General features: G+C 60.3%; 18 protein-coding genes. 10 read left to right on the top strand and 8 right to left on the bottom strand.

Features of this window, described 5'->3' with window-relative positions; genetic code table 11:
- Window position 1: 1 nt before the first annotated feature.
- The 4 genes from QQF73_RS12195 to coxB are packed head-to-tail and all read right to left on the bottom strand — an operon-like array spanning window position 2 to window position 4,286.
- Window positions 2–889, bottom strand: a complete 888-nt coding sequence (locus tag QQF73_RS12195; protein WP_219867526.1) for a cytochrome c oxidase subunit 3 — start codon at window positions 887–889, stop codon at window positions 2–4.
- 16 nt (window positions 890–905) lie between these two features.
- Window positions 906–1,487 (bottom strand): cytochrome c oxidase assembly protein, encoded by a 582-nt coding sequence (locus QQF73_RS12190; protein ID WP_219867525.1) that lies wholly within the window; start codon window positions 1,485–1,487, stop codon window positions 906–908.
- Window positions 1,488–1,520: 33 nt separating this feature from the next.
- The gene (gene ctaD / locus QQF73_RS12185) at window positions 1,521–3,104 is read right to left on the bottom strand and encodes a cytochrome c oxidase subunit I (protein ID WP_285368376.1); all 1,584 of its coding nucleotides are present in this window, start codon (window positions 3,102–3,104) and stop codon (window positions 1,521–1,523) included.
- Window positions 3,105–3,161: 57 nt separating this feature from the next.
- Window positions 3,162–4,286, bottom strand: coding sequence for a cytochrome c oxidase subunit II (gene coxB, locus QQF73_RS12180; RefSeq protein WP_285368374.1), 1,125 nt, complete (start codon window positions 4,284–4,286; stop codon window positions 3,162–3,164).
- A 202-nt stretch (window positions 4,287–4,488) separates the two neighbouring features.
- On the opposite strand from coxB, the gene QQF73_RS12175 reads away from it, so the two are divergent.
- The 7 genes from QQF73_RS12175 (at window position 4,489) to QQF73_RS12145 (ending at window position 11,449) form a co-directional block, all read left to right on the top strand.
- Entirely contained in the window at window positions 4,489–5,817 is a 1,329-nt protein-coding gene (locus QQF73_RS12175; protein WP_285368372.1) for an MATE family efflux transporter, read from the top strand.
- A 199-nt stretch (window positions 5,818–6,016) separates the two neighbouring features.
- Window positions 6,017–6,667, top strand: coding sequence for a hypothetical protein (locus QQF73_RS12170; protein ID WP_219867521.1), 651 nt, complete (start codon window positions 6,017–6,019; stop codon window positions 6,665–6,667).
- A gap of 13 nt (window positions 6,668–6,680) precedes the next feature.
- On the top strand, window positions 6,681–7,322 hold the full coding sequence (locus tag QQF73_RS12165) for a methylamine utilization protein (RefSeq protein ID WP_285368371.1): 642 nt from the start codon (window positions 6,681–6,683) through the stop codon (window positions 7,320–7,322).
- Window positions 7,322–9,676, top strand: a complete 2,355-nt coding sequence (locus QQF73_RS12160; protein ID WP_285368370.1) for a putative bifunctional diguanylate cyclase/phosphodiesterase — start codon at window positions 7,322–7,324, stop codon at window positions 9,674–9,676. Before QQF73_RS12165 ends, QQF73_RS12160 begins: the two co-directional genes overlap by 1 nt.
- Entirely contained in the window at window positions 9,673–10,548 is an 876-nt protein-coding gene (locus QQF73_RS12155) for a DUF3034 family protein (protein WP_285368369.1), read from the top strand. Before QQF73_RS12160 ends, QQF73_RS12155 begins: the two co-directional genes overlap by 4 nt.
- A 1-nt stretch (window position 10,549) precedes the next feature.
- On the top strand, window positions 10,550–10,999 hold the full coding sequence (locus QQF73_RS12150) for a group I truncated hemoglobin (protein WP_285368368.1): 450 nt from the start codon (window positions 10,550–10,552) through the stop codon (window positions 10,997–10,999).
- 63 nt (window positions 11,000–11,062) lie between these two features.
- Complete coding sequence (locus QQF73_RS12145) at window positions 11,063–11,449, top strand: DoxX family protein (protein WP_219867517.1); 387 nt, start codon at window positions 11,063–11,065, stop codon at window positions 11,447–11,449.
- A gap of 6 nt (window positions 11,450–11,455) precedes the next feature.
- Here the strand turns inward: QQF73_RS12145 and QQF73_RS12140 are convergent, their stop codons facing one another.
- Both QQF73_RS12140 and QQF73_RS12135 read right to left on the bottom strand, forming a co-directional pair.
- A complete protein-coding gene (locus QQF73_RS12140; protein WP_285368367.1) occupies window positions 11,456–12,040 on the bottom strand; it encodes a GGDEF domain-containing protein in 585 nt (194 codons plus the stop codon).
- The gene (locus QQF73_RS12135; RefSeq protein WP_285368365.1) at window positions 11,971–13,254 is read right to left on the bottom strand and encodes a 7TM diverse intracellular signaling domain-containing protein; all 1,284 of its coding nucleotides are present in this window, start codon (window positions 13,252–13,254) and stop codon (window positions 11,971–11,973) included. Before QQF73_RS12135 ends, QQF73_RS12140 begins: the two co-directional genes overlap by 70 nt.
- Window positions 13,255–13,415: 161 nt before the next feature.
- On the opposite strand from QQF73_RS12135, the gene QQF73_RS12130 reads away from it, so the two are divergent.
- Together QQF73_RS12130 and QQF73_RS12125 are read left to right on the top strand one after the other, a co-directional pair.
- Complete coding sequence (locus QQF73_RS12130; protein ID WP_219867515.1) at window positions 13,416–13,646, top strand: DUF1653 domain-containing protein; 231 nt, start codon at window positions 13,416–13,418, stop codon at window positions 13,644–13,646.
- Between the two features lie 127 nt (window positions 13,647–13,773).
- On the top strand, window positions 13,774–15,096 hold the full coding sequence (locus QQF73_RS12125) for a Na+/H+ antiporter family protein (protein WP_219867514.1): 1,323 nt from the start codon (window positions 13,774–13,776) through the stop codon (window positions 15,094–15,096).
- A 246-nt stretch (window positions 15,097–15,342) separates the two neighbouring features.
- On the opposite strand, the gene QQF73_RS12120 is transcribed toward QQF73_RS12125, so the two are convergent.
- On the bottom strand, window positions 15,343–15,594 hold the full coding sequence (locus QQF73_RS12120; RefSeq protein ID WP_219867513.1) for a YheV family putative zinc ribbon protein: 252 nt from the start codon (window positions 15,592–15,594) through the stop codon (window positions 15,343–15,345).
- 58 nt (window positions 15,595–15,652) lie between these two features.
- On the bottom strand, window positions 15,653–17,698 hold the full coding sequence (gene prlC, locus QQF73_RS12115; RefSeq protein ID WP_219867512.1) for an oligopeptidase A: 2,046 nt from the start codon (window positions 17,696–17,698) through the stop codon (window positions 15,653–15,655).
- Window positions 17,699–17,813: 115 nt separating this feature from the next.
- Between prlC and QQF73_RS12110 the strand changes: the two genes are divergently transcribed.
- The gene (locus QQF73_RS12110) at window positions 17,814–18,350 is read left to right on the top strand and encodes a gamma carbonic anhydrase family protein (RefSeq protein WP_285368363.1); all 537 of its coding nucleotides are present in this window, start codon (window positions 17,814–17,816) and stop codon (window positions 18,348–18,350) included.
- The last annotated feature ends 53 nt before the right edge of the window (window positions 18,351–18,403 follow it).

Genomic DNA, 18,403 nt, shown 5'->3' with positions numbered 1-18,403 from the left:
CTCAGAGGATGTAAACGAACACGAACAGGCCCAACCAGACCACATCCACAAAGTGCCAGTACCAGGCGGCTGCTTCAAAACCGAAGTGGTTGTCTGCCGTGAAGTGTCCCTTGCTGATGCGAGCCAGCATGATGATCAGCATCAGTGACCCCAGCATCACGTGGGCTCCGTGAAAGCCCGTCAGCATGAAAAAGGTACTGCCGTAGATGCCGGACTTCAGTGTCAGGTCCAGATCCTGGTAGGCATGCATGTACTCGTAGCCCTGAACGAACAGGAACACCAGGGCAAGGGCGATGGTCAGGCCGAGCCAGAGTTTGGTTTTGGCCCGATGGCCCGCTTTCAGGGCGTGGTGAGCAACCGTCACGGTGAACGAGGACGTCACCAACAGAATCGTATTCATCAGGGGCAGACCCCAGGCGCTGATCACCTCCTTGGGTCCGGGATAGGCTTCCGGATCCGGGTTGTTGATCAAAGGCCAGGTGGCCTGAAACCCTTCCCAGAGCATGTTGGAACTGCCGCGATCACCCTCGCCACCGAGCCAGGGCACAGCAAAAACGCGCGCGTAGAACAGAGCGCCGAAGAAGGCAGCAAAGAACATCACCTCAGAAAAGATAAACCAGCTCATGCCCCACCGGAAGGAGCGATCCATCTGGGGGCTGTAGAGCCCCGCCCGGCTTTCCCGGATCACATTGCCAAACCAGCCGAACAGCATGTACGCCATGATCAGCGCACCGATCATGAACATCACCCAGGAGCCTGTCGTGCTTTCGCCCTGGTTGCCGTTGACCATGATGGAGGCCACCCCGTACAGGGTTAACCCAAGCCCGACGGTGGCAATAATGGGCCATTTGCTCTGTTCAGGAACGTAATAGGTCTGGTTATCCGCCATGACACTCTCCGATGGCTTAGCCGTTTTCGTTTGTTGTTGTGATTGCTCGAACAGTCCCCGACACCTTTGCCTGTTTACTCTGGTCATACAGGGTATAGGACAGGGTCAGCTTGGTTATGTGCGCAGGCAGATCCCGGTCCACGATAAATACCAGAGGCATTTCCGTGCTTTCCCCGGCCGCCAGGGGCTGCTGGTTGAAACAGAAGCACTCGGTCTTGTGAAAGTACAGCGTGCCTTCCGAGGGTGAGAGACTGGGAACCGCCTGACCGACCATTGCCACTGCTGTGGGGTTTTGGGCGAAGAAATTCACCGTCACCGGCTCTCCCGGATGAACCTCGATGCTGCGGGTCACCGGCCGGAACGTCCAGGGCATGCCCGGCCCGTTCTGGGCCAGAAACTGGACCTGCACGGTGCGGGTCACATCGGCGTCGGCGCCCACGGTTGCCTCGTACCGGCCGCCGGTCTTGCCATTGATACCCGTCAGCTCGCAGAACACGTCGTACAGGGGCACCAGGGCAAAGCCGAACGCGAACATACCTATCACGCCCGCCATGCACCAGGTGATGACCCGCGCATTGCTGCGCGCGGGTCGTGCCAATGCCGATGTCCGATCGTCCACCCGCGGCCCCGCTTATTTCACTTCCGGTGGCGTGACAAAGGTGTGGTAGGGCGCCGGCGATGCCACCGTCCATTCCAGACCCTCCGCACCATCCCAGGGGTTGGCCGCTGCCTCCTTTCCGCCACGGATACACTTCACCACGATGAACAGGAACAACAGCTGGGTCGCCCCGAACATGAATGCCCCGACGCTGGAGACCATATTGAAGTCGGCGAACTGCAGCGCGTAGTCCGGAATCCGGCGTGGCATACCCGCCAGGCCCAGGAAGTGCATCGGGAAGAACGCCAGGTTCATGCCGATGAACGACAGCCAGAAATGGGTCTTGGCCAGGGTTTCGTCGTACATGTGGCCGGTCCACTTGGGCAGCCAGAAGTAGGCGGAGGCGAAGATGCCGAAGATGGCTCCCGGTACCAGAACGTAATGGAAGTGGGCCACCACGAAGTAGGTGTCGTGGTACTGGAAGTCCGCCGGCGCAATAGCGAGCATCAGCCCTGAGAAGCCACCGATGGTGAACAGGATGACAAAGGCCACCGCAAACAGCATGGGCGCTTCAAAGCTGAGCGCGCCGCGGAACATGGTGGCGACCCAGTTAAACACTTTTACCCCGGTTGGCACCGCAATCAGCATGGTGGCGTACATGAAGAACAGCTGACCGGCGATGGGAATACCCACGGTGAACATGTGGTGCGCCCAGACCACGAAAGACAGCAACGCAATCGCACCCACGGCATAAACCATGGAGGCATAACCGAACAGGGGCTTGCGGGAGAACGCCGGAATGATGTGGGAGACCGCCCCGAAGGCCGGCAGGATCATGATGTAGACCTCGGGATGCCCGAAGAACCAGAACACATGCTGGAACAGCACCGGGTCACCACCGCCGGAGGCATCAAAGAAGCTGGTGCCGAAGTTGATGTCCATCAGCATCATGGTCACGACCCCGGCCAGGACCGGCATGACCGCGATCAGCAGGAACGCGGTGATCAGCCAGGTCCAGACGAACAGCGGCATTTTCATCAGGGTCATGCCCGGTGCCCGCAGGTTGAGGATGGTGGCAATCACGTTGATCGCGCCCATGATCGAGGAAATCCCCATGATGTGGACGGCAAAGATAAAGAAGGTGGTACTGGGCGGCCCGTAGGTCGTCGAGAGGGGCGCGTAGAAGGTCCAGCCGAAGTTGGGTGCACCACCTTCCATGAAGAGGGTGGACACCAGAATCAGGAAGGCACAGGGCAGCAGCCAGAAGCTCCAGTTATTCATCCGTGGAAGTGCCATGTCCGGCGCGCCGATCATCAGCGGAATCATCCAGTTTGCCAGACCGACAAAGGCCGGCATCACCGCACCGAAGACCATGATCAGGCCGTGCATCGTGGTCATCTGGTTGAAGAATTCCGGCTGCACGATTTGCAGCCCGGGCTGGAAAAGTTCTGCCCGGATGACCATGGCCATGGTTCCGCCCAGCAGGAACATGGCGAAACTGAATATCAGGTACATGGTCCCGATATCCTTGTGGTTCGTGGTCAACAGCCAGCGGCTGAAACCTTTTGCCGGGCCGTGATGATGATCCTGGGCGTGGGTATCTGCAACCGCACTCATGAAAACCCCCGTTACCGCCATTTATTGTGGCTGGTGATATCTGTTATCTGGCGTTGATTACTGCTGGTTCTTGTAATCAAAAATTTCTTTCGGAGTGACCATTTCGCCGGTGTTGTTACCCCAGGCATTACGCTCGTAGGTAATCACCGCGGCCAGGTCCACTTCACTGAGCTGGCCACCGAAGGCCTGCATGGCCGTCCCGGACTTGCCGTTCACCACAATATCGATGTGGGCAGCCATGTCCTCGGTGGCAATCGGACTCCCCTTGAGCGCCGGGAACGCCGGGGGCGCGCCGCTTCCGTCGGCCTGGTGACATGCCGCACAGGCCGTTTGATAGGCCTTCTCGCCGCGCTCCATGAGTTCGGCCATGGTCCAGTCTTTCTGGGTCAGCTCGCGCTCTTTCTGGGCCGCAACTTTCTGCTCGGCCACCCAGGTGTTGTATTCCTCTTCCGGCACCGCCTTCACCACCACCGGCATGAAGCCGTGGTCCTTGCCGCACAGTTCAGTACACTGGCCGCGGTAGGTGCCGGGTTTGTCGACCCGGGTCCAGGTCTCGTTGATAAAGCCGGGAATGGCATCCTTTTTCACGCCGAAGTCCGGGACCCACCAGGAATGGATCACGTCGTTGGCGGTCAGCAGAAACCGCACCTTTTTACCCACGGGAATGATCAGCGGGTTATCCACCTCCAGCAGGTAGTTCTCACCCTTGGTCTGGCGGTTGTTGATCTGTTCCCGGGGCGTCGACAGGTTGGAGAAGTAGCCGAAATCCTCGTTGATGTACTCGTACTGCCATTTCCACTGGTAGCCCGTCACCTTGATGTCCACGTCAGACTCGGTGGTGTCGTACATGTCGACCAGGGTCGCGGTGGCCGGAATGGCCATTACCACAAGGATGACAAACGGAATGATGGTCCAGAGAATCTCTACCAGGGTGTTCTCATGAAAATTCGCAGGCTTGTGACCCTGGGATTTTCGATGGGCAAAGATGGACCAGAACATAACTCCAAAAACCACGACGCCAATGGCGACGCAGATCCAGAGAATGATCATATGAAGGCTGAATATCTCGTTACTGGTGCCGGTAACCCCCGGGGTCATGTTCAGAGTCCAGTCCGCCATGGACCAGGCGGGGAACATCAGACCGCCTAAAAGGGCACCTGCCCGCTGAGCGTGCACGCGCATACTGTGTCTCCACAGAGTGTTATTCTTGTCGGATTTGCGTTATCCCACTGACCTTTCCGGCGCTCGCATACACCTGAAAAATCAGAGTGGAAGCCTGCTTATGGATACCTCACAGTCGAGTATAGACACAGATCGGGAAAAGGCTAAAAAATCGGTTAAATCCAAAACTGCTAACCACAGGATCTTAAGAATCAAAGCGAATATGAAACCTTCCCTGCCGGCCACAGACCGGCGACTCTGGGCGCTGGCGTGGCCATTGATGCTGACCAACCTGACGGTGCCGTTGCTTGGTCTGGTGGACACCGCAGTCCTTGGCCATCTGGAGAGCCCGGAATACCTGGGTGCGGTGGCCGTCGGCGCCAATCTGTTCAGCATCCTCTACTGGACGTTCGGGTTCATGCGCATGGGCACCACCGGCCTCGCCGCCCAGGCCTGGGGCAAACGCGACAGCTTTGGCCAGATTGCCCTGCTGCTGCGCTCCGTCCTGCTGGCCGTCGGTATTGGCCTGCTGCTGATCCTGCTGCACCAGCCTCTGATCTCGCTGGGGCTGACCCTCATGAACCCCAGCCCGGACGTGACCGGCCTGGCCGCGGAATACGCCGCCATCCGGATCTGGAGCGCCCCCGCCGTTCTCTGCCAGTACACGCTGGTGGGCTGGCTGATCGGCACCCAGTTTCCGCGCGGCCCGATGATCATGCTGATCGTGGCCAACGGCGTGAACATCGCCCTCGACGTTCTGTTTGTCACCGGACTGGGCTGGAACAGCCGGGGCGTAGCCATCGCCACGGTCATTGCCGAGTACGGTGCCGCCGCAATCGGTTTTGCGATCGTGCTGTCCCGGATGCCCGAGGGTCAGACACTCACCCGCGCCCTGTTCGGGGAGCTGGCGGACTACCTGAGAATCCTGCGGGTTAACCGCTACATCATGGTCCGCACGGTGGCGCTGCTATTAGTGCTCGCCTTTTTCACCGCTCAGGGCGCCCGACAGGGCGATACCATTCTCGCCGCCAACGCGGTGCTGATTACCTTTCTGCTGATCATCTCCAATGCGCTCGACGGATTTGCCAACGCCGCCGAAGCCCTGGTCGGCGAAGCGATCGGCAAGGGCAGCCGGCGACGGTTCCGGGTGGTTTTCCAAAGTGCGCTGCGCTGGTCGCTCTGGGGAGCCCTTTTGCTGACCATCATCTTCGTCGTCGGGGGGCGTGGCCTGATTGCACTGCTGACCGGCATCGAAGCGGTACGCACTACCGCATGGCAATACCTGCCCTGGCTGTGGTTACTGCCATTTGCCGCGGTCTGGGGGTTCCTGCTGGACGGTATCTTTATCGGAGCCACCCGCACCCGAGACATGCAGAACACCATGCTGTTTTCGGCACTGGGAGTCTTTCTTCCGGTGTGGTGGCTGACGACTGACTGGGGCAATCACGGCCTCTGGTTCTCCCTGATCTGCCTGATGCTGGCACGGGCTCTCAGCATGGGCTGGCTGTGCTGGTCACACACCCGAAATGGGCGCTGGTTCAACGGACATTGAGACCCTGTTCAAGCTGTAACATTTCGCCTTCTGAATTTCGGGTCGGGGAACCGGCAAGGCGCAAAATGTCGACTACACTTGTCAGAAATGGCAGGCCTGTTGCGGTCCTTCAACCCCTGCTTTCCTGCCCTGTTACTCGTTTCGGACAACGGGAGGCGCCTTGCGACCTCAATTCGTTCAGACATCGGCTTCTCCTGAAATGACACCACAGGTAGTTCTCGAAATCATCGATCAGGCACGGCGCAAGGAAGCCCGTTCAGGTACCTTTCTCCAGCAGCTCCGTGAGAAAGCCGCCGGTCTGCCCGCGTCTGTAATGATTGAAGGCTACCAGCCTGCGACCTGCCTGTTCCAGTTCGCCGTTGAGTACATTGAAATGGCGCCACGCCTGATCGAATGCGTGGAAGCCTGCGCCCGGGAAGCGGGTAAAGCCGAGCTGTTCGAACCCTTCGTAGAGTCTGCCACCCGATACTTCACCCAGCCCTCAGCACTGCTCGTGAAATACGATGGCCTCGACGGCTTGCTGATCCGCGCCTACCTCTGCCATCGCCTGATGGAAGAAATGTATGAGAACAACCGTTCAATCCGGGCCAGTGAATTGGTGGATCTGGAAGCTACCCGTGCTAACCTGTTGGCTCACCAGCTTATTGGCGAGCCGTTTGCCAATGAGCTGGACGATTCCATTACCGTGACCGTGCTGCAGATTGCGGGTACGCCTGACTACTATGAACTGAACCTGGATCCGTTTGTTGATCAGGTCAACAATGCCGCCTGGGACTGGATGCGGCACTACTGGGAAAACCTGCTGGTAAGGAACCACATTCGATTTTCTCTGGGGTCCGGTTTGGCCTGAAAGGTTCAGAAGTTTGATAAAGAAACTGCTTGTCGTTGTGCTGGTACTCCTGACTTGGTCCACACCAGTTCTGGCATCAGAGCTCACTGTCACAGTGACAGACAGTGGCAGTAACGAGCCTGTTCCCGATGCTGTCGTCTATCTGGACCGCATTGATACGCTCACGCCGGTGACAGCAGAGATTTACCAGAAGGACCGCGCATTCCACCCGACCGTGTTGATCGTCCCGGTCGGATCCCTGGTCGAGTTTCCAAACCGCGACAACACCCAGCATCACGTCTATTCATTTTCACCCGCGAAGACCTTCAACATTGAGCTCTACGCCGGCAAGCCGGAAGCGCCGATCCTGTTCGACAAGCCGGGCGTTGTGGAGCTGGGCTGCAACATCCATGATCGGATGCGGGCGTTCATCATCGTCACCGACACCAACGCCATCGGGAGAACCGACGCCGAGGGCAGGATCACACTGGCAACGAGTGCCGAAACCGGCCCGCTCACGGTGAATATCTGGCATCAGCGCCTGCCCGACAATACCCGGCCGGTGGAGCGGAAACTGGACAACCTTGTCGCACAAACCCTGACCATTGATCTGGCTCCGAAGCCAGAAACGGATGACGCCATTAACCTCCTGCAGCAACGGTTTCGGGAACTCTGATGAGACTTGCTGAGCGCATGGGGTTCCGGGGTCGGCTGATTGCCGCGATGATTGCCCTGGTAGTGCTCGTCAGTCTCGTGATTGGTGCACTGTTGATGGTGTATCTGTTTGAGGACGAAAAAAGTCGCGCCGGGGAACAGCTCACGATCGGTGAACGGATGGCCCGGGAGATTCTGAAACGGCGAACAGATCTGAACCTGTCCCGGCTGTCGGTGGTCGTGCAGGATTTTGGCTTCCGCTCGGCAGTGGCCAGCGGCGATCCGGCGACCATCGACAGCGCTCTGGAGAACCACAGCCGGCGGGCCCGGGCGGATTTCGCACTGCTGGTCAGCAGCGCAGGCGACCTTCTGGCCTCCACCCTGAACCACCAGATTCCGGACGTCTGGAGCCCTCTGAACCAGCCGGGGTCGCCCCCCGGCAGTGCCCGAACCTTCATTCACATCGGCGGCGAGGGCTATGAAGTTCTCAACGTTCCGGTCGAAGGCCCGGGACTCCGGGCCACGCTCGTTGCCGGTTTTGCTCTTGACCAGCCGCTGGCTGACCTGATTGCCCGTCTGAGCGGAACCGAGGTCATTTTCAGGGCTCGGACAAATGCCGACGAGGCTTTCCAGGTGCTGGCGGCGACGGGTAGCCGCGAGATGCCCATGGAACAGGAACTGACCCCGGCACCCCAGGCCAGAAGCCTTCTGGATCCCGCCCGATATTTCAGTCGTACGATCAACCTCGGTGGCACTTCCGCGTCGGAGATCGAGATCGTCCTGATGATCAGTCGCGAAGCCAGCCTGCAAAACTACTACGCCCGGGCGAAGGAAATCGCCCTGCTGGTCAGCGCTATCCTTGTCTTCGCCATCCTGCTGGCCCTGATCATTGCCCGCTACCTGGGCAAACCCTTGCTGCAGCTTGCCGACTACGCCCGGGCCGTGGGTGATGGCGAGAACCCGACTCCTCCCGAATTCCGGACCGGGGGCGAGCTGAAACGGCTCAGGAACGCCCTTGGCGATATGCTCGTGGGTCTGCGCGAGCGAGAAGCCCAGATCCGCTACGCGGCAACCCATGATGATGTCACCGGCCTGGGGAACCGGAACGCGCTGATGCAGTCGGTCCGGGAACTGTTCGACGAGCAGGGCGCCTGTACCCTGATCGGGGTTCGGCTGGATGACCTGTCCGACGTCAATGACACCCTGGGCCTGGAGTTCGGAGACAAGGTACTGACCGGCATTGCCGAGCGCTTGCAGACGGAACTGCCCGATGCACGCATTATTGCCCGAACCGGCGGCGGCGAGTTCCTTGCCCTGGTGCCACCCCGGAGCCCCGAGCACGTTGACTCGCTGACCCGCCGACTCCATGGCGTTATCGAGTCGCCGCTCCAGATCAACACTACGCCATTCTCCATCCACGCCGTCATGGTCACCATGGAGCTGCCTGCGGACGCGGGCAACACCAACGAACTGCGCCGCCGGCTGAACCTGATCTTCGAGCAGGCCCAGGAACACCCGGAACCGGTCACCCGCTACCAGCCAGGCCAGGATGAAAGTCACCTGCGCGAACTTCAGATCATTTCAGATCTGCATACGGCAATCACGACCAACGGCCTGCACATGAACTATCAACCGAAGCTGGATACCCGATCCGGGCGGTTGGTGCAGGTGGAGGCCCTCGTTCGCTGGATTCACCCGGAACTCGGCTTCGTTTCCCCCGAGGAGTTCATTTTCCTGGCCGAGCAGTCGGGACAGATCCATGATCTCACAGCCCATATCCTGGAACGCGTTGCCGCCGATACCAGGGCCTGGATGGAGCAGGGCATCGAAGCCGGTGTCGCCATCAACCTTTCAGCGAAGGACCTGACCTGGCCCGCCCTGACCGACCACGTGGCCGAAAATTTCGCCGACTGGCACCCCGACCTCAAACGCATCACCCTGGAAGTCACCGAAAGTGCCCTGATGGAGGATCCCGCCGAAGCACTGGCGACTCTGGACCGGCTCAAGGCGCTGGGAGTGACGCTGTCGGTGGATGATTTTGGAACCGGGTATTCCTCCCTGTCCCAGCTCCGCAAGCTACCGGTTCAGGAATTGAAGATCGACAAGTCGTTCGTCCTGAAACTGGACACCGAGCCCCAGGACCAACTGATCGTGAAGTCCACGATCGACATGGCCCACGGTCTGGGCCTGAAAGTGGTGGCGGAAGGCATCGAATCCCTGCAAGCCTGGCAGTTACTGCAGCAATGGGGCTGCGACCTGGCCCAGGGGTTCTACCTGAGCCGTCCCGTGGCCGGCGCCGACCTGGCAGAAACCGCGAAGGCTCTGGCTGCGCGGCATCAGGAACTGACCCAACGCACCACGGAGTATTCTCAATGAAAGACGTCCCGGTGCTGCTGGCGGCACTGCTGTTGCTGACCGCCCAGAGTGCGTTCGCTGACATCGGCAGCCGGATCTGGGCAACGGGTGGCGTAACCACCATTGAAGGCAGCGCCGGCGGCGGGCTTGTGCCTTGGGCTCTGCTCGGCAGCTACGCCAGCGACGAAGAGTGGGGCGGAACACTGGCCCTGAGCCGCGCGGAAACGGACGACTATACGCTTGCCGTCACCGCCGCCGGCATTAACTGGAATAATCGGGTGGAACTGACCGTGGCCCGGCAAAGTCTGGATCTGGACGCGCTGGTGTTCACCCTCAGCAACGGTTTTGGCCTGGAACAGGACGAACTGAACCAGGACATTTTCGGCGCCAAGATCCGGCTTGCCGGGGATGTTCTCTACAGTCCCTGGGGACAGTGGTCAGCCGGAATCCAGTACAAGCGGCAACGGGACTTCACGGTGCCCGCAGCCATCGGTGCCAGGGATGACAGCGGCACCGATGTCTATTTCAGTGGCAGCAAGGTGTTCTTTGCCGCGCTGTTTGACCGCAACCTCCTGGTGAATGCCACCGCGCGGGCGACCCGGGCCAATCAGGGCGGACTGCTGGGCTTTGGTGGCGACCGCAACAACAGCTACGAAGTGATGGCGGAAGCCAGCGCTGGCCTGTTCCTCAACCGGCGCTGGCTGGTTGGGGCCGAATACCGGCAGAAGCCGGACAACCTTGGGTTTGCCGGGGAAGATGACTGGTGGGACCTGTTTGTCGCCTGGGTTCCGGACCGTCGCCTGGCGGTGACCGCAGCCGTGGTCAGCCTCGGCGACGTGGCAACACTGGAAGATCAACAGGGCCTGTACCTGTCACTGCAGGGGAGTTTCTGACATGACCCGCCTGATTTCCAAAGCGGCCATCCTTGGTCTCGTCGTTACCGCCGGCCTGACCCTGGCGGGCTGCCAGTCGGCTCCAGAAACGCCCGAGGCATCGCTGTACCAGCAGTTGGGTAAACGCGCCGGGATCGCTCAGATTGTCGAGGATCTGCTGTTTCTGATCGTCGACGACGAGCGCATCAATCAGCAGTTCAAGGGGGTGGACGTGGCCAGCTTCCATCGAAACCTGACGGACCAGCTGTGCCAGCTCAGTGGAGGTCCCTGCACCTACAGCGGTCGCGGGATGCGCGAGGTGCACGCCGACATGGCGATTACCGATACCCAGTTTAACGCCCTGACGGAAAACCTGATCCTGGCCATGGAGGAAAATGGCGTCGGCACCGGCGCCCAGAACCGGCTGCTGAAACGGCTCATTCCCCTGTACCCGGATGTCCGCAACCTTTGAGGGTCGGCCCCAACCGGGTATGCTTGCCAGCTGATCATTCACTGATATTGGGAGAACCCTGCCTTGCTAGAAAATGCCGATCTGGGGAAACTGATTATTCGCCTGACGCTGGGCGGCCTGATGCTGTTTCACGGCATTGCCAAACTGCTCAACGGCGTCGGTTTCATCGAGAGTGAACTGGCCAGCCATGGCCTGCCCGCCTTCTTCGCCTACGGCGTTTTCATTGGTGAACTGATCGCCCCGCTGATGGTGCTGTTGGGCTACCACACCCGAATCGGGGCCCTGTTGATCGTCTTCAACATGCTGGTCGCCATTGCCCTGGTACACAGCCACCAACTGCTGTCACTGGGTGGAAACGGTGGCTGGGCGCTTGAGCTCCAGGGTTTCTTCCTGTTTACCGCCGTGGGCCTGATATTCCTCGGGCCGGGCCGCTACAAACTGAAGAACTGACGCAAACTAGGGCTCATCCGCGGACGCCGTGTGCGCTCCGCGGAAGGCCATCACCCGGTTGCGGCCAGCCCCCTTGGCCTCGTACAGGGCTTCGTCCGCTCGCCGGATCAGTTCGTCGTATGTTTCCTCCGGCGGGGGAATCACGGTGGCCACCCCCACGCTGACGCTGAGGTTCACCGCAGCTTCCTGGGCGCCCGGATACACCGTCGCATTCTCAATGGCCTGCCTCAGCCGCTCGGCCACCTGCAGCGCCCCGTCTTCCGGAGTAGTCGGCAGCAACACCGCGAATTCCTCGCCACCGAAACGGGCCAACAAGTCCCCGGAACGCTGGATCTCATGGGCGCAGATAGCGGCCACTGTGATCAGACAGTCGTCACCCACCAGGTGGCCATAACGATCATTGACCGACTTGAAATAGTCGATGTCCAGCAACAGCAGGCTGAGGGGCTGCCCGTGGCGGCCCGCCCGGGACCATTCGTCGCGAATCCGTTCATCGAACTGTCTCCGGTTCGGGATCTGGGTCAGGCCATCAGTGAAACTGATGGCCTGAGCCTTTGGTTGGCCCGCTCCAGTTCCTCCGTACGTTCGCAAACCCGCTCTTCCAGCGTCTGGTTGGCCTGGCGCTGAATCGCCAGGGCCTGCTCCTGGGCTTTCAGCCGGCGCCGGCGTTCCAGGTTGATGCGATGGGCGAGGGCAAACGACAGCAGAATCACCTCCAGGGCGACACCGATCTGGGGCCCGAACTCGGTCAGGAAGGTCCGCGGCAGATAGCCAAGTTTGCTGACCGCGAGAATCAGGTGCCCCAGCAGCAAGGGCGTCCAGGCCAGCACGTAGAAGCCCGCCAGTTTCTGACCCCGACACCAGATGTAGATACCAATCACCCAGGCCGCCGGCGTGGCGATCGCCGCCAGCACGGCCACCAGGGCAATGCCGGACTGGTAGGGGCCGAACAAGCCATAGACCACGCTGAGCCCCGATCCGATCATCAGCGCCATCAGGAAGTGGTAGCAAAATCGACTGTACCGGGCTACCGCCAGGAACTGGATGCTGAACATGATTGCGGCCATCATGGCCAGTCCAATGATGGGAACCGTGAAGTACCGGTTCAGAATGGGCAGGTCCGGCCACCACCACTGGAACAACAAACCGTGAAAGTTCAGGTGGACCAGCCCGGACGACACCACGGTCAGGACATACCAGAGATAGGTGGTCTGACGAACGATGAGGAACAGAAAGAGGTTATACAGCGCCAGGGCCACAATGATGCCAAGGAACATCGCCTGCCAGCCGTAGGTCAGCTGCTCGCCGGCCAGGAAGTCGGCCGAGGGCACCACCTCAATCGGGATCTGGACCGCCCCCTGGGTTTTCACCCGGACAAAGGCGGTGACCGTGTCGGTATTCGACGGCACCAGGAACACGAAATTGCGATGGTACAGGGGGCGGCTTGAAAACGGCCGTGAATCCCCGCTCTCATAGCGCCGGATGATGTCGCCGTCCCGAACCCAGAAGATGTCGACCACGTCCAGCAACGGATAGCGGATTTCCAGCACCCGGTTCTTCGGTTGGGGCGGTACAGTCACCTTGAGCCAGAAGGCACCGTCGCTGAAGCCGAGATTGAGCACCTGGTTGGGGTCGAAAGCCCGCCACTGATCGGGTTCCAGGGCCATGACCTCCCTGGCGCTCAGCTGGTCATCCCGGTCCTCCAGCCAGAGATAGTCTGAAGTGGCAGCGGATACCTGCCCCGCACCTGACAACAGGACCAGCAACAGGTACGACAAGACCGCTTTGATCGCAGGGTGGCTCATAGCGGGTTCCGGTTTCCGGGCCAGGCAACTTGAACTACACTTCGGGGTCCCTGAATAGAGATTCCGGGCACCTGGCAATACAATGCCCAAGTGTAAACTGTTCAAGCCGGGACGTCCCCTATACATGGGTAGACACTGACTTGCTCGCAAAGAGACCGTACATGACCGAAAACAAACACCCGATTCGACCGGGCCGTTACCGCCACTACAAGGGCAAGGATTACCAGGTCATCGATCTGGCCCGCCACAGTGAGACTGAGGAGTGGATGGTGGTGTACCGATGCCTGTATGGCGACCACAGCCTCTGGGTCCGGCCTCTGTCCATGTTTCGGGAAACCGTGGAACTGGCCGGAGAACAGGTGCCCCGCTTTTCCCGCGTCGGCGACGACTGATCACCAGCCCCTGCGCAACCATCCCGCTTTGACTGTCGCGGTCAATTCCTGCACATTAGCGCGCTTTTCGTGAACCCGGCCCTCACGAGGGGCCGGATAATCCAGCTATTCCTACCCGGAGTCTGCCATGAATGCCGTTGTTGCCGCGGTTGCCATCATGCTCGTCCTGAGTTTGTGCCGCATTCACGTTGTCGTCGCCCTGATCATCGGAGCCATTTCCGGTGGCCTGATCGCGGGCCTGTCTCTGGAAGCCACCATCGAGGCCTTCAATAACGGTCTGGGTGGCGGCGCCACCGTGGCCCTGTCGTACGCCACCCTCGGTGCCTTCGCCGTCGCCATCGGCAAATCCGGCCTGGCCCATGCCCTGGCGGACAGGGCGCTGGCATTGGTGGGCCGCCAGGAGGACGGCGCTGCGGTTACCGGCGTCCGGTTCCTGATCATCGGCCTGCTGCTGGCCATTGCCATCTCCTCCCAGAACATCCTGCCGATCCACATCGCGTTCATCCCGCTGGTCGTCCCGCCGTTGCTGTACGTGATGGCAAAGCTGAATATGGACCGGCGTCTGGTGGCCTGTGTACTGACCTTTGGCCTGATCACGCCATACATGTTCCTGCCAATCGGCTTCGGCGGTATCTACCTGAACGAAATCCTGCTGGCGAACGTGGCCGAGAACGGCGTCGATGCCGCCGGCCTCAATGTCATGTCGGCCATGGCCCTGCCTGCCCTGGGCATGCTCTGCGGCCTTCTGGTTGCGGTGTTCTTCAGTTACCGTGGCGAACGCCGTTACAACATGGACGCCATCGCCCGCACCGAGCGGGTAGACGTGCAGTACAGCCCCCGGACCCTGATCATGGCGTTGATTGCGATCGTTACCGCATTCGTGGTGCAGCTCTGGCTGGGGTCAATGATCCTCGGCGCCCTGGCCGGCTTCGTACTGTTCAACCTGTCCGGCGTGGTGAAGTGGAAAGAAGCGGATGACCTGTTCACCGAAGGCATGAAAATGCTGGCCATGATCGGTTTCATCATGATTGCCGCCTCCGGCTTTGCCGAGGTAATGCGGGAAACCGGCGAGATTGCCACCCTGGTTCAGAGTTCGGTCGCCACCATCGGCGAGAACAAGCCGCTGGCGGCCCTGCTGATGCTGGTCGTCGGCCTGCTGATCACCATGGGCATTGGTTCGTCCTTCTCCACCATCCCGATCATCGCCGCGCTATACGTGCCGCTGGCCCTGCAGATGGGCTTCAGCCCGCTGGCCATCGTAGCCCTGGTGGGCACTGCCGGCGCTCTGGGTGATGCCGGTTCCCCGGCCTCGGATTCCACCCTCGGCCCCACGGCCGGCCTGAACGTCGACGGCCAGCACAACCACATCTGGGATACGGTGGTACCGACCTTCCTGCACTATAACCTGCCGTTGCTTGGCTTTGGGTGGTTGGCGGCTATGGTCCTCTAGCTATCGGAGCTGGCCTTCGGGACCTAGCCTGCTGATTTGGCGGGCTGCGGGGTCGCGGGGGTACTTTTCTGCCAGGATCCAAAAGGCCATAGAGCTGCAACGCTCTGAAGAGTTCTGACGTGAGGGGGTAGGGGGATTTTTTACCGCCAGAAAAGGATGTCTGAGCGCAGCGAGTTCCATTTCCAAGGGAAAACATTCCCCTGCTCCCTCGCAGCCCCCAGAACCATCAGGCCAGGCGAACAAAACTCAGTCGTCCTGACCAGCCTTGAAGAACACCACCTGCTTAACGGTGTGATCGTCCTCGTTACTGCGCTTGTTCACCCGCGTCTCCAGCTCGGGATTGGCCGACTGCTCGGTGTCGGACACCGCGTCGGTAAACCCGCAGGCCACGCATTCGCGCACCTGGTCCTCGTCATCGGTGGTAAACATCATGATCTTGTCCATCTCCGCACAGCGGGGACAGACAGCGCCGGCGATAAAGCGTTTCGGACTCGCCATAACTCAACTCCGCAATTGGGTACTCCAGCTGTCAATACGACCGCCGGAACACATTGGCTCAGGCGGCTTCGTCAGTGATGCCGGATTGTTTCAACAGGGCGTCCACTTGCGGCTCGCGGCCACGGAAGGCCTTGAACAGCTCCATTGGCTCCTGGGAGCCGCCCTTTTCCAGGATGTTCTGCAGGAATGCCTTACCGGTTTCCGGATCAAAGATGCCTTTCTCCTCGAACAGTGAGAAGGCATCGGCGGCCAGTACTTCCGCCCACTTGTAGCTGTAATAGCCGGCCGCGTAACCACCCGAAAAAATGTGCGAGAAGGAGTTCGGGAACCGGTTGAACGCCGGCGCCTCCACCACAGCGATTTCGTCCCGGACCTTGCGGTGCATGTCCAGCGGATTGGTGGGCGCCTCGTCGCTGAATTCCGCGTGCAGGCGGAAATCGAACAGCGAGAACTCGAGCTGGCGCACCATACCCATGCCGGACTGGAAATTCTTCGCCGCCAGCAACTTCTGCAGCAGATCCTCGGGCAGCGGCTCGCCGGTCTCGTGATGAGAGGCAATCAGCGCCAGGGACTCCGGGTTCCAGCACCAGTTCTCAAGGAACTGACTGGGCAGCTCGACCGCGTCCCAGGCCACCCCGTTGATGCCGGACACGTCCAGAACGTCCACCTGGGTCAGCATGTGGTGCAGGCCGTGACCGAATTCGTGGAACAGGGTCGTGACTTCGTCGTGGGTCAGCAGCGACGGCTTGCCGTTCACCGGGGGCGTGAAGTTACAGGTCAGGAAAGCCACCGGCAGCTGGAGCGTGCCGCGCAGGTTACGCCAGCGGACCCGGCAGTCGGCCATCCAGGCGCCACCGCGCTTGCCCTGACGGGCGAACAGGTCGAGGTAGAACCAGGCCAGGGGCTCGCCGTTTCGGCTGATGCAGTAGGCGGTGGCATCCTCGTGCCAGGTCTCTACTTCCGGCTTGGCCTCGATCTGGACGTCGAACAGTTTCTCAGCAACCCGGAACAGGCCGGGCACGACTTTGTCCACTGGGAACCAGGGCCGCAGGGTCTCGGGCGAGATGTCGTAACGCTGCTGACGGAGCTTTTCGCTGTAGTAGCCGACATCCCAGGCCTGCAGATCCTCAATGCCGTATTCGTCCCTGGCAAACGCCTTGAGTTCGGCAAATTCCTTCTCCGCCACCGGCTTGGACTTGTCCGCCAGCTGGTTCAGGAACTCGAGTACTTCGTCAGTGCTGCGTGCCATCTTGGTGGCCAGGGAACGCTCGGCGTAGTTGTTGAAGCCCAACAGCTGGGCGAGGGCATGGCGACGCTTGAGAATCTCAGCCATCAGCGGCGTGTTATCCCAGGTACCGGCATCCGGGCCCTGATCGGAGGCTCGGGTGACAAAGGCCTCGTACACTTCCCGGCGCAGGTCGCGGTTGTCGCAATAGGTCATGACCGGGTAGAAGCTCGGGAAATCGAGGGTGATCACATAGCCATCCAGCTCTTTCTGTCGGGCCGCCTGCCTGGCACCCTCGATGGCGGTCTCCGGCACACCCGCCAGCTCGTCGACGTCGGTGATGTGCTTGTACCAATGCTGGGTGGCGTCCAGCACGTTATCGCTGAAGCGATTGGACATTTCCGCCAGCTCCCGGGACAGGGCGGCGTAGCGCTGCTTCTGTTCCTCGGGCAGGTCCACACCACCAAGGTGGAAATCCCGCAGGGTGTTATCCACGGACTTACGCTGGGCCTCGCTCAAGTCCTTGAAATCATCCCGCGCGGCCAGTTTCTTGTAGGCCTCGCACAGAGCGGCGTTCTGACTGACTTCGGTGCTGTACTCGGTCAGCTTCTCCAGGCAGTTCTTGTAGACCTTGCGCAGGTCGTCGTTGTTCATCACCCCGTTGAGGTGGGAGATCACCGACCAGGCATTGCTGAGATAGTCTTCCATCGCCTGCATGGGCTGGGCGAGGGTCTCCCAGGTGGGATCGTCCTGCTGCGCCAATGTCGCGATCTTCACGCGATTTTCGCTGAGAATCTGGTCAATGGCGGTTTCCATGTGTTCGGTGCGGACATGGTCGAACTTCGGGAGCAGATCGTTCGTCAGTAGCGGGTTATTCATAGGTCCCCTTCTCAGCTCTTAATTTGTCAGGTAGCGTCTTTATATTCCGGTTCGGGGCAGGGCCATTCCCACAGACACTCCGATCCTCCGGGTAATTCGCGTAAAGGTATATGTAATGACGAATGTACGCTCACACAAGGGCAAAGCACCACAATTTGGTGAACGCAGCTGGGTTGACCCCAGTGCCGTGGTCATCGGTGACGTGCAGACCGGCGACGACTGTTCGATCTGGCCGATGACGGTGGTGCGCGGCGACATGCACCGAATTCGCATCGGCGACCGCTGCAGCATACAGGACGGCTCCGTGCTGCACATCACCCACGCCAGTGACTACAACCCCGGCGGATACCCGCTCACCATCGGGGACGACGTCACCATTGGCCACAAGGCGCTGCTGCATGGCTGCACAGTGGGCAGCCGGGTGCTCGTGGGTATGGGCTGCATCATCATGGACGGCGCCGTCGTTGAAGACGAGGTCATCGTCGCCGCCGGTTGTCTGGTGCCTCCCGGCAAAACCCTGGAATCCGGCCACCTGTACGTTGGCTCGCCGTGCAAGAAAGCGCGGGCGCTGACCGAAAAGGAACGGGGGTTCTTCAAGTACACGGCGGCGAACTACGTGAAGCTCAAGGATGAATACCTCAACGACGTCTGAATCATTGGTCTGAAGGCCCTCCGGCGACGTATCGACGCTACGCGATTCTCTGG

Origin of the sequence: Marinobacter albus, assembly GCF_030238305.1 — a bacterium.
Lineage (GTDB): Bacteria > Pseudomonadota > Gammaproteobacteria > Pseudomonadales > Oleiphilaceae > Marinobacter > Marinobacter albus.
The sequence above is the reverse complement of the archived record's forward strand: the minus strand, read 5'-3'. Positions and strand labels throughout refer to the sequence as shown.

Coding starts and splice junctions, on each gene's coding strand:
- ctaD (WP_285368376.1), bottom strand. CDS start 3,104: ATGAGTGCGGTTGCAGATACCCACGCCCAGGATCATCATCACGGCCCG.
- QQF73_RS12175 (WP_285368372.1), top strand. CDS start 4,489: ATGAAACCTTCCCTGCCGGCCACAGACCGGCGACTCTGGGCGCTGGCG.
- QQF73_RS12170 (WP_219867521.1), top strand. CDS start 6,017: ATGACACCACAGGTAGTTCTCGAAATCATCGATCAGGCACGGCGCAAG.
- QQF73_RS12150 (WP_285368368.1), top strand. CDS start 10,550: ATGACCCGCCTGATTTCCAAAGCGGCCATCCTTGGTCTCGTCGTTACC.
- QQF73_RS12120 (WP_219867513.1), bottom strand. CDS start 15,594: ATGGCGAGTCCGAAACGCTTTATCGCCGGCGCTGTCTGTCCCCGCTGT.
- QQF73_RS12160 (WP_285368370.1), top strand. CDS start 7,322: ATGAGACTTGCTGAGCGCATGGGGTTCCGGGGTCGGCTGATTGCCGCG.
- QQF73_RS12155 (WP_285368369.1), top strand. CDS start 9,673: ATGAAAGACGTCCCGGTGCTGCTGGCGGCACTGCTGTTGCTGACCGCC.
- QQF73_RS12130 (WP_219867515.1), top strand. CDS start 13,416: ATGACCGAAAACAAACACCCGATTCGACCGGGCCGTTACCGCCACTAC.
- QQF73_RS12135 (WP_285368365.1), bottom strand. CDS start 13,254: ATGAGCCACCCTGCGATCAAAGCGGTCTTGTCGTACCTGTTGCTGGTC.
- QQF73_RS12110 (WP_285368363.1), top strand. CDS start 17,814: ATGACGAATGTACGCTCACACAAGGGCAAAGCACCACAATTTGGTGAA.
- QQF73_RS12195 (WP_219867526.1), bottom strand. CDS start 889: ATGGCGGATAACCAGACCTATTACGTTCCTGAACAGAGCAAATGGCCC.
- prlC (WP_219867512.1), bottom strand. CDS start 17,698: ATGAATAACCCGCTACTGACGAACGATCTGCTCCCGAAGTTCGACCAT.
- coxB (WP_285368374.1), bottom strand. CDS start 4,286: ATGCGCGTGCACGCTCAGCGGGCAGGTGCCCTTTTAGGCGGTCTGATG.
- QQF73_RS12125 (WP_219867514.1), top strand. CDS start 13,774: ATGAATGCCGTTGTTGCCGCGGTTGCCATCATGCTCGTCCTGAGTTTG.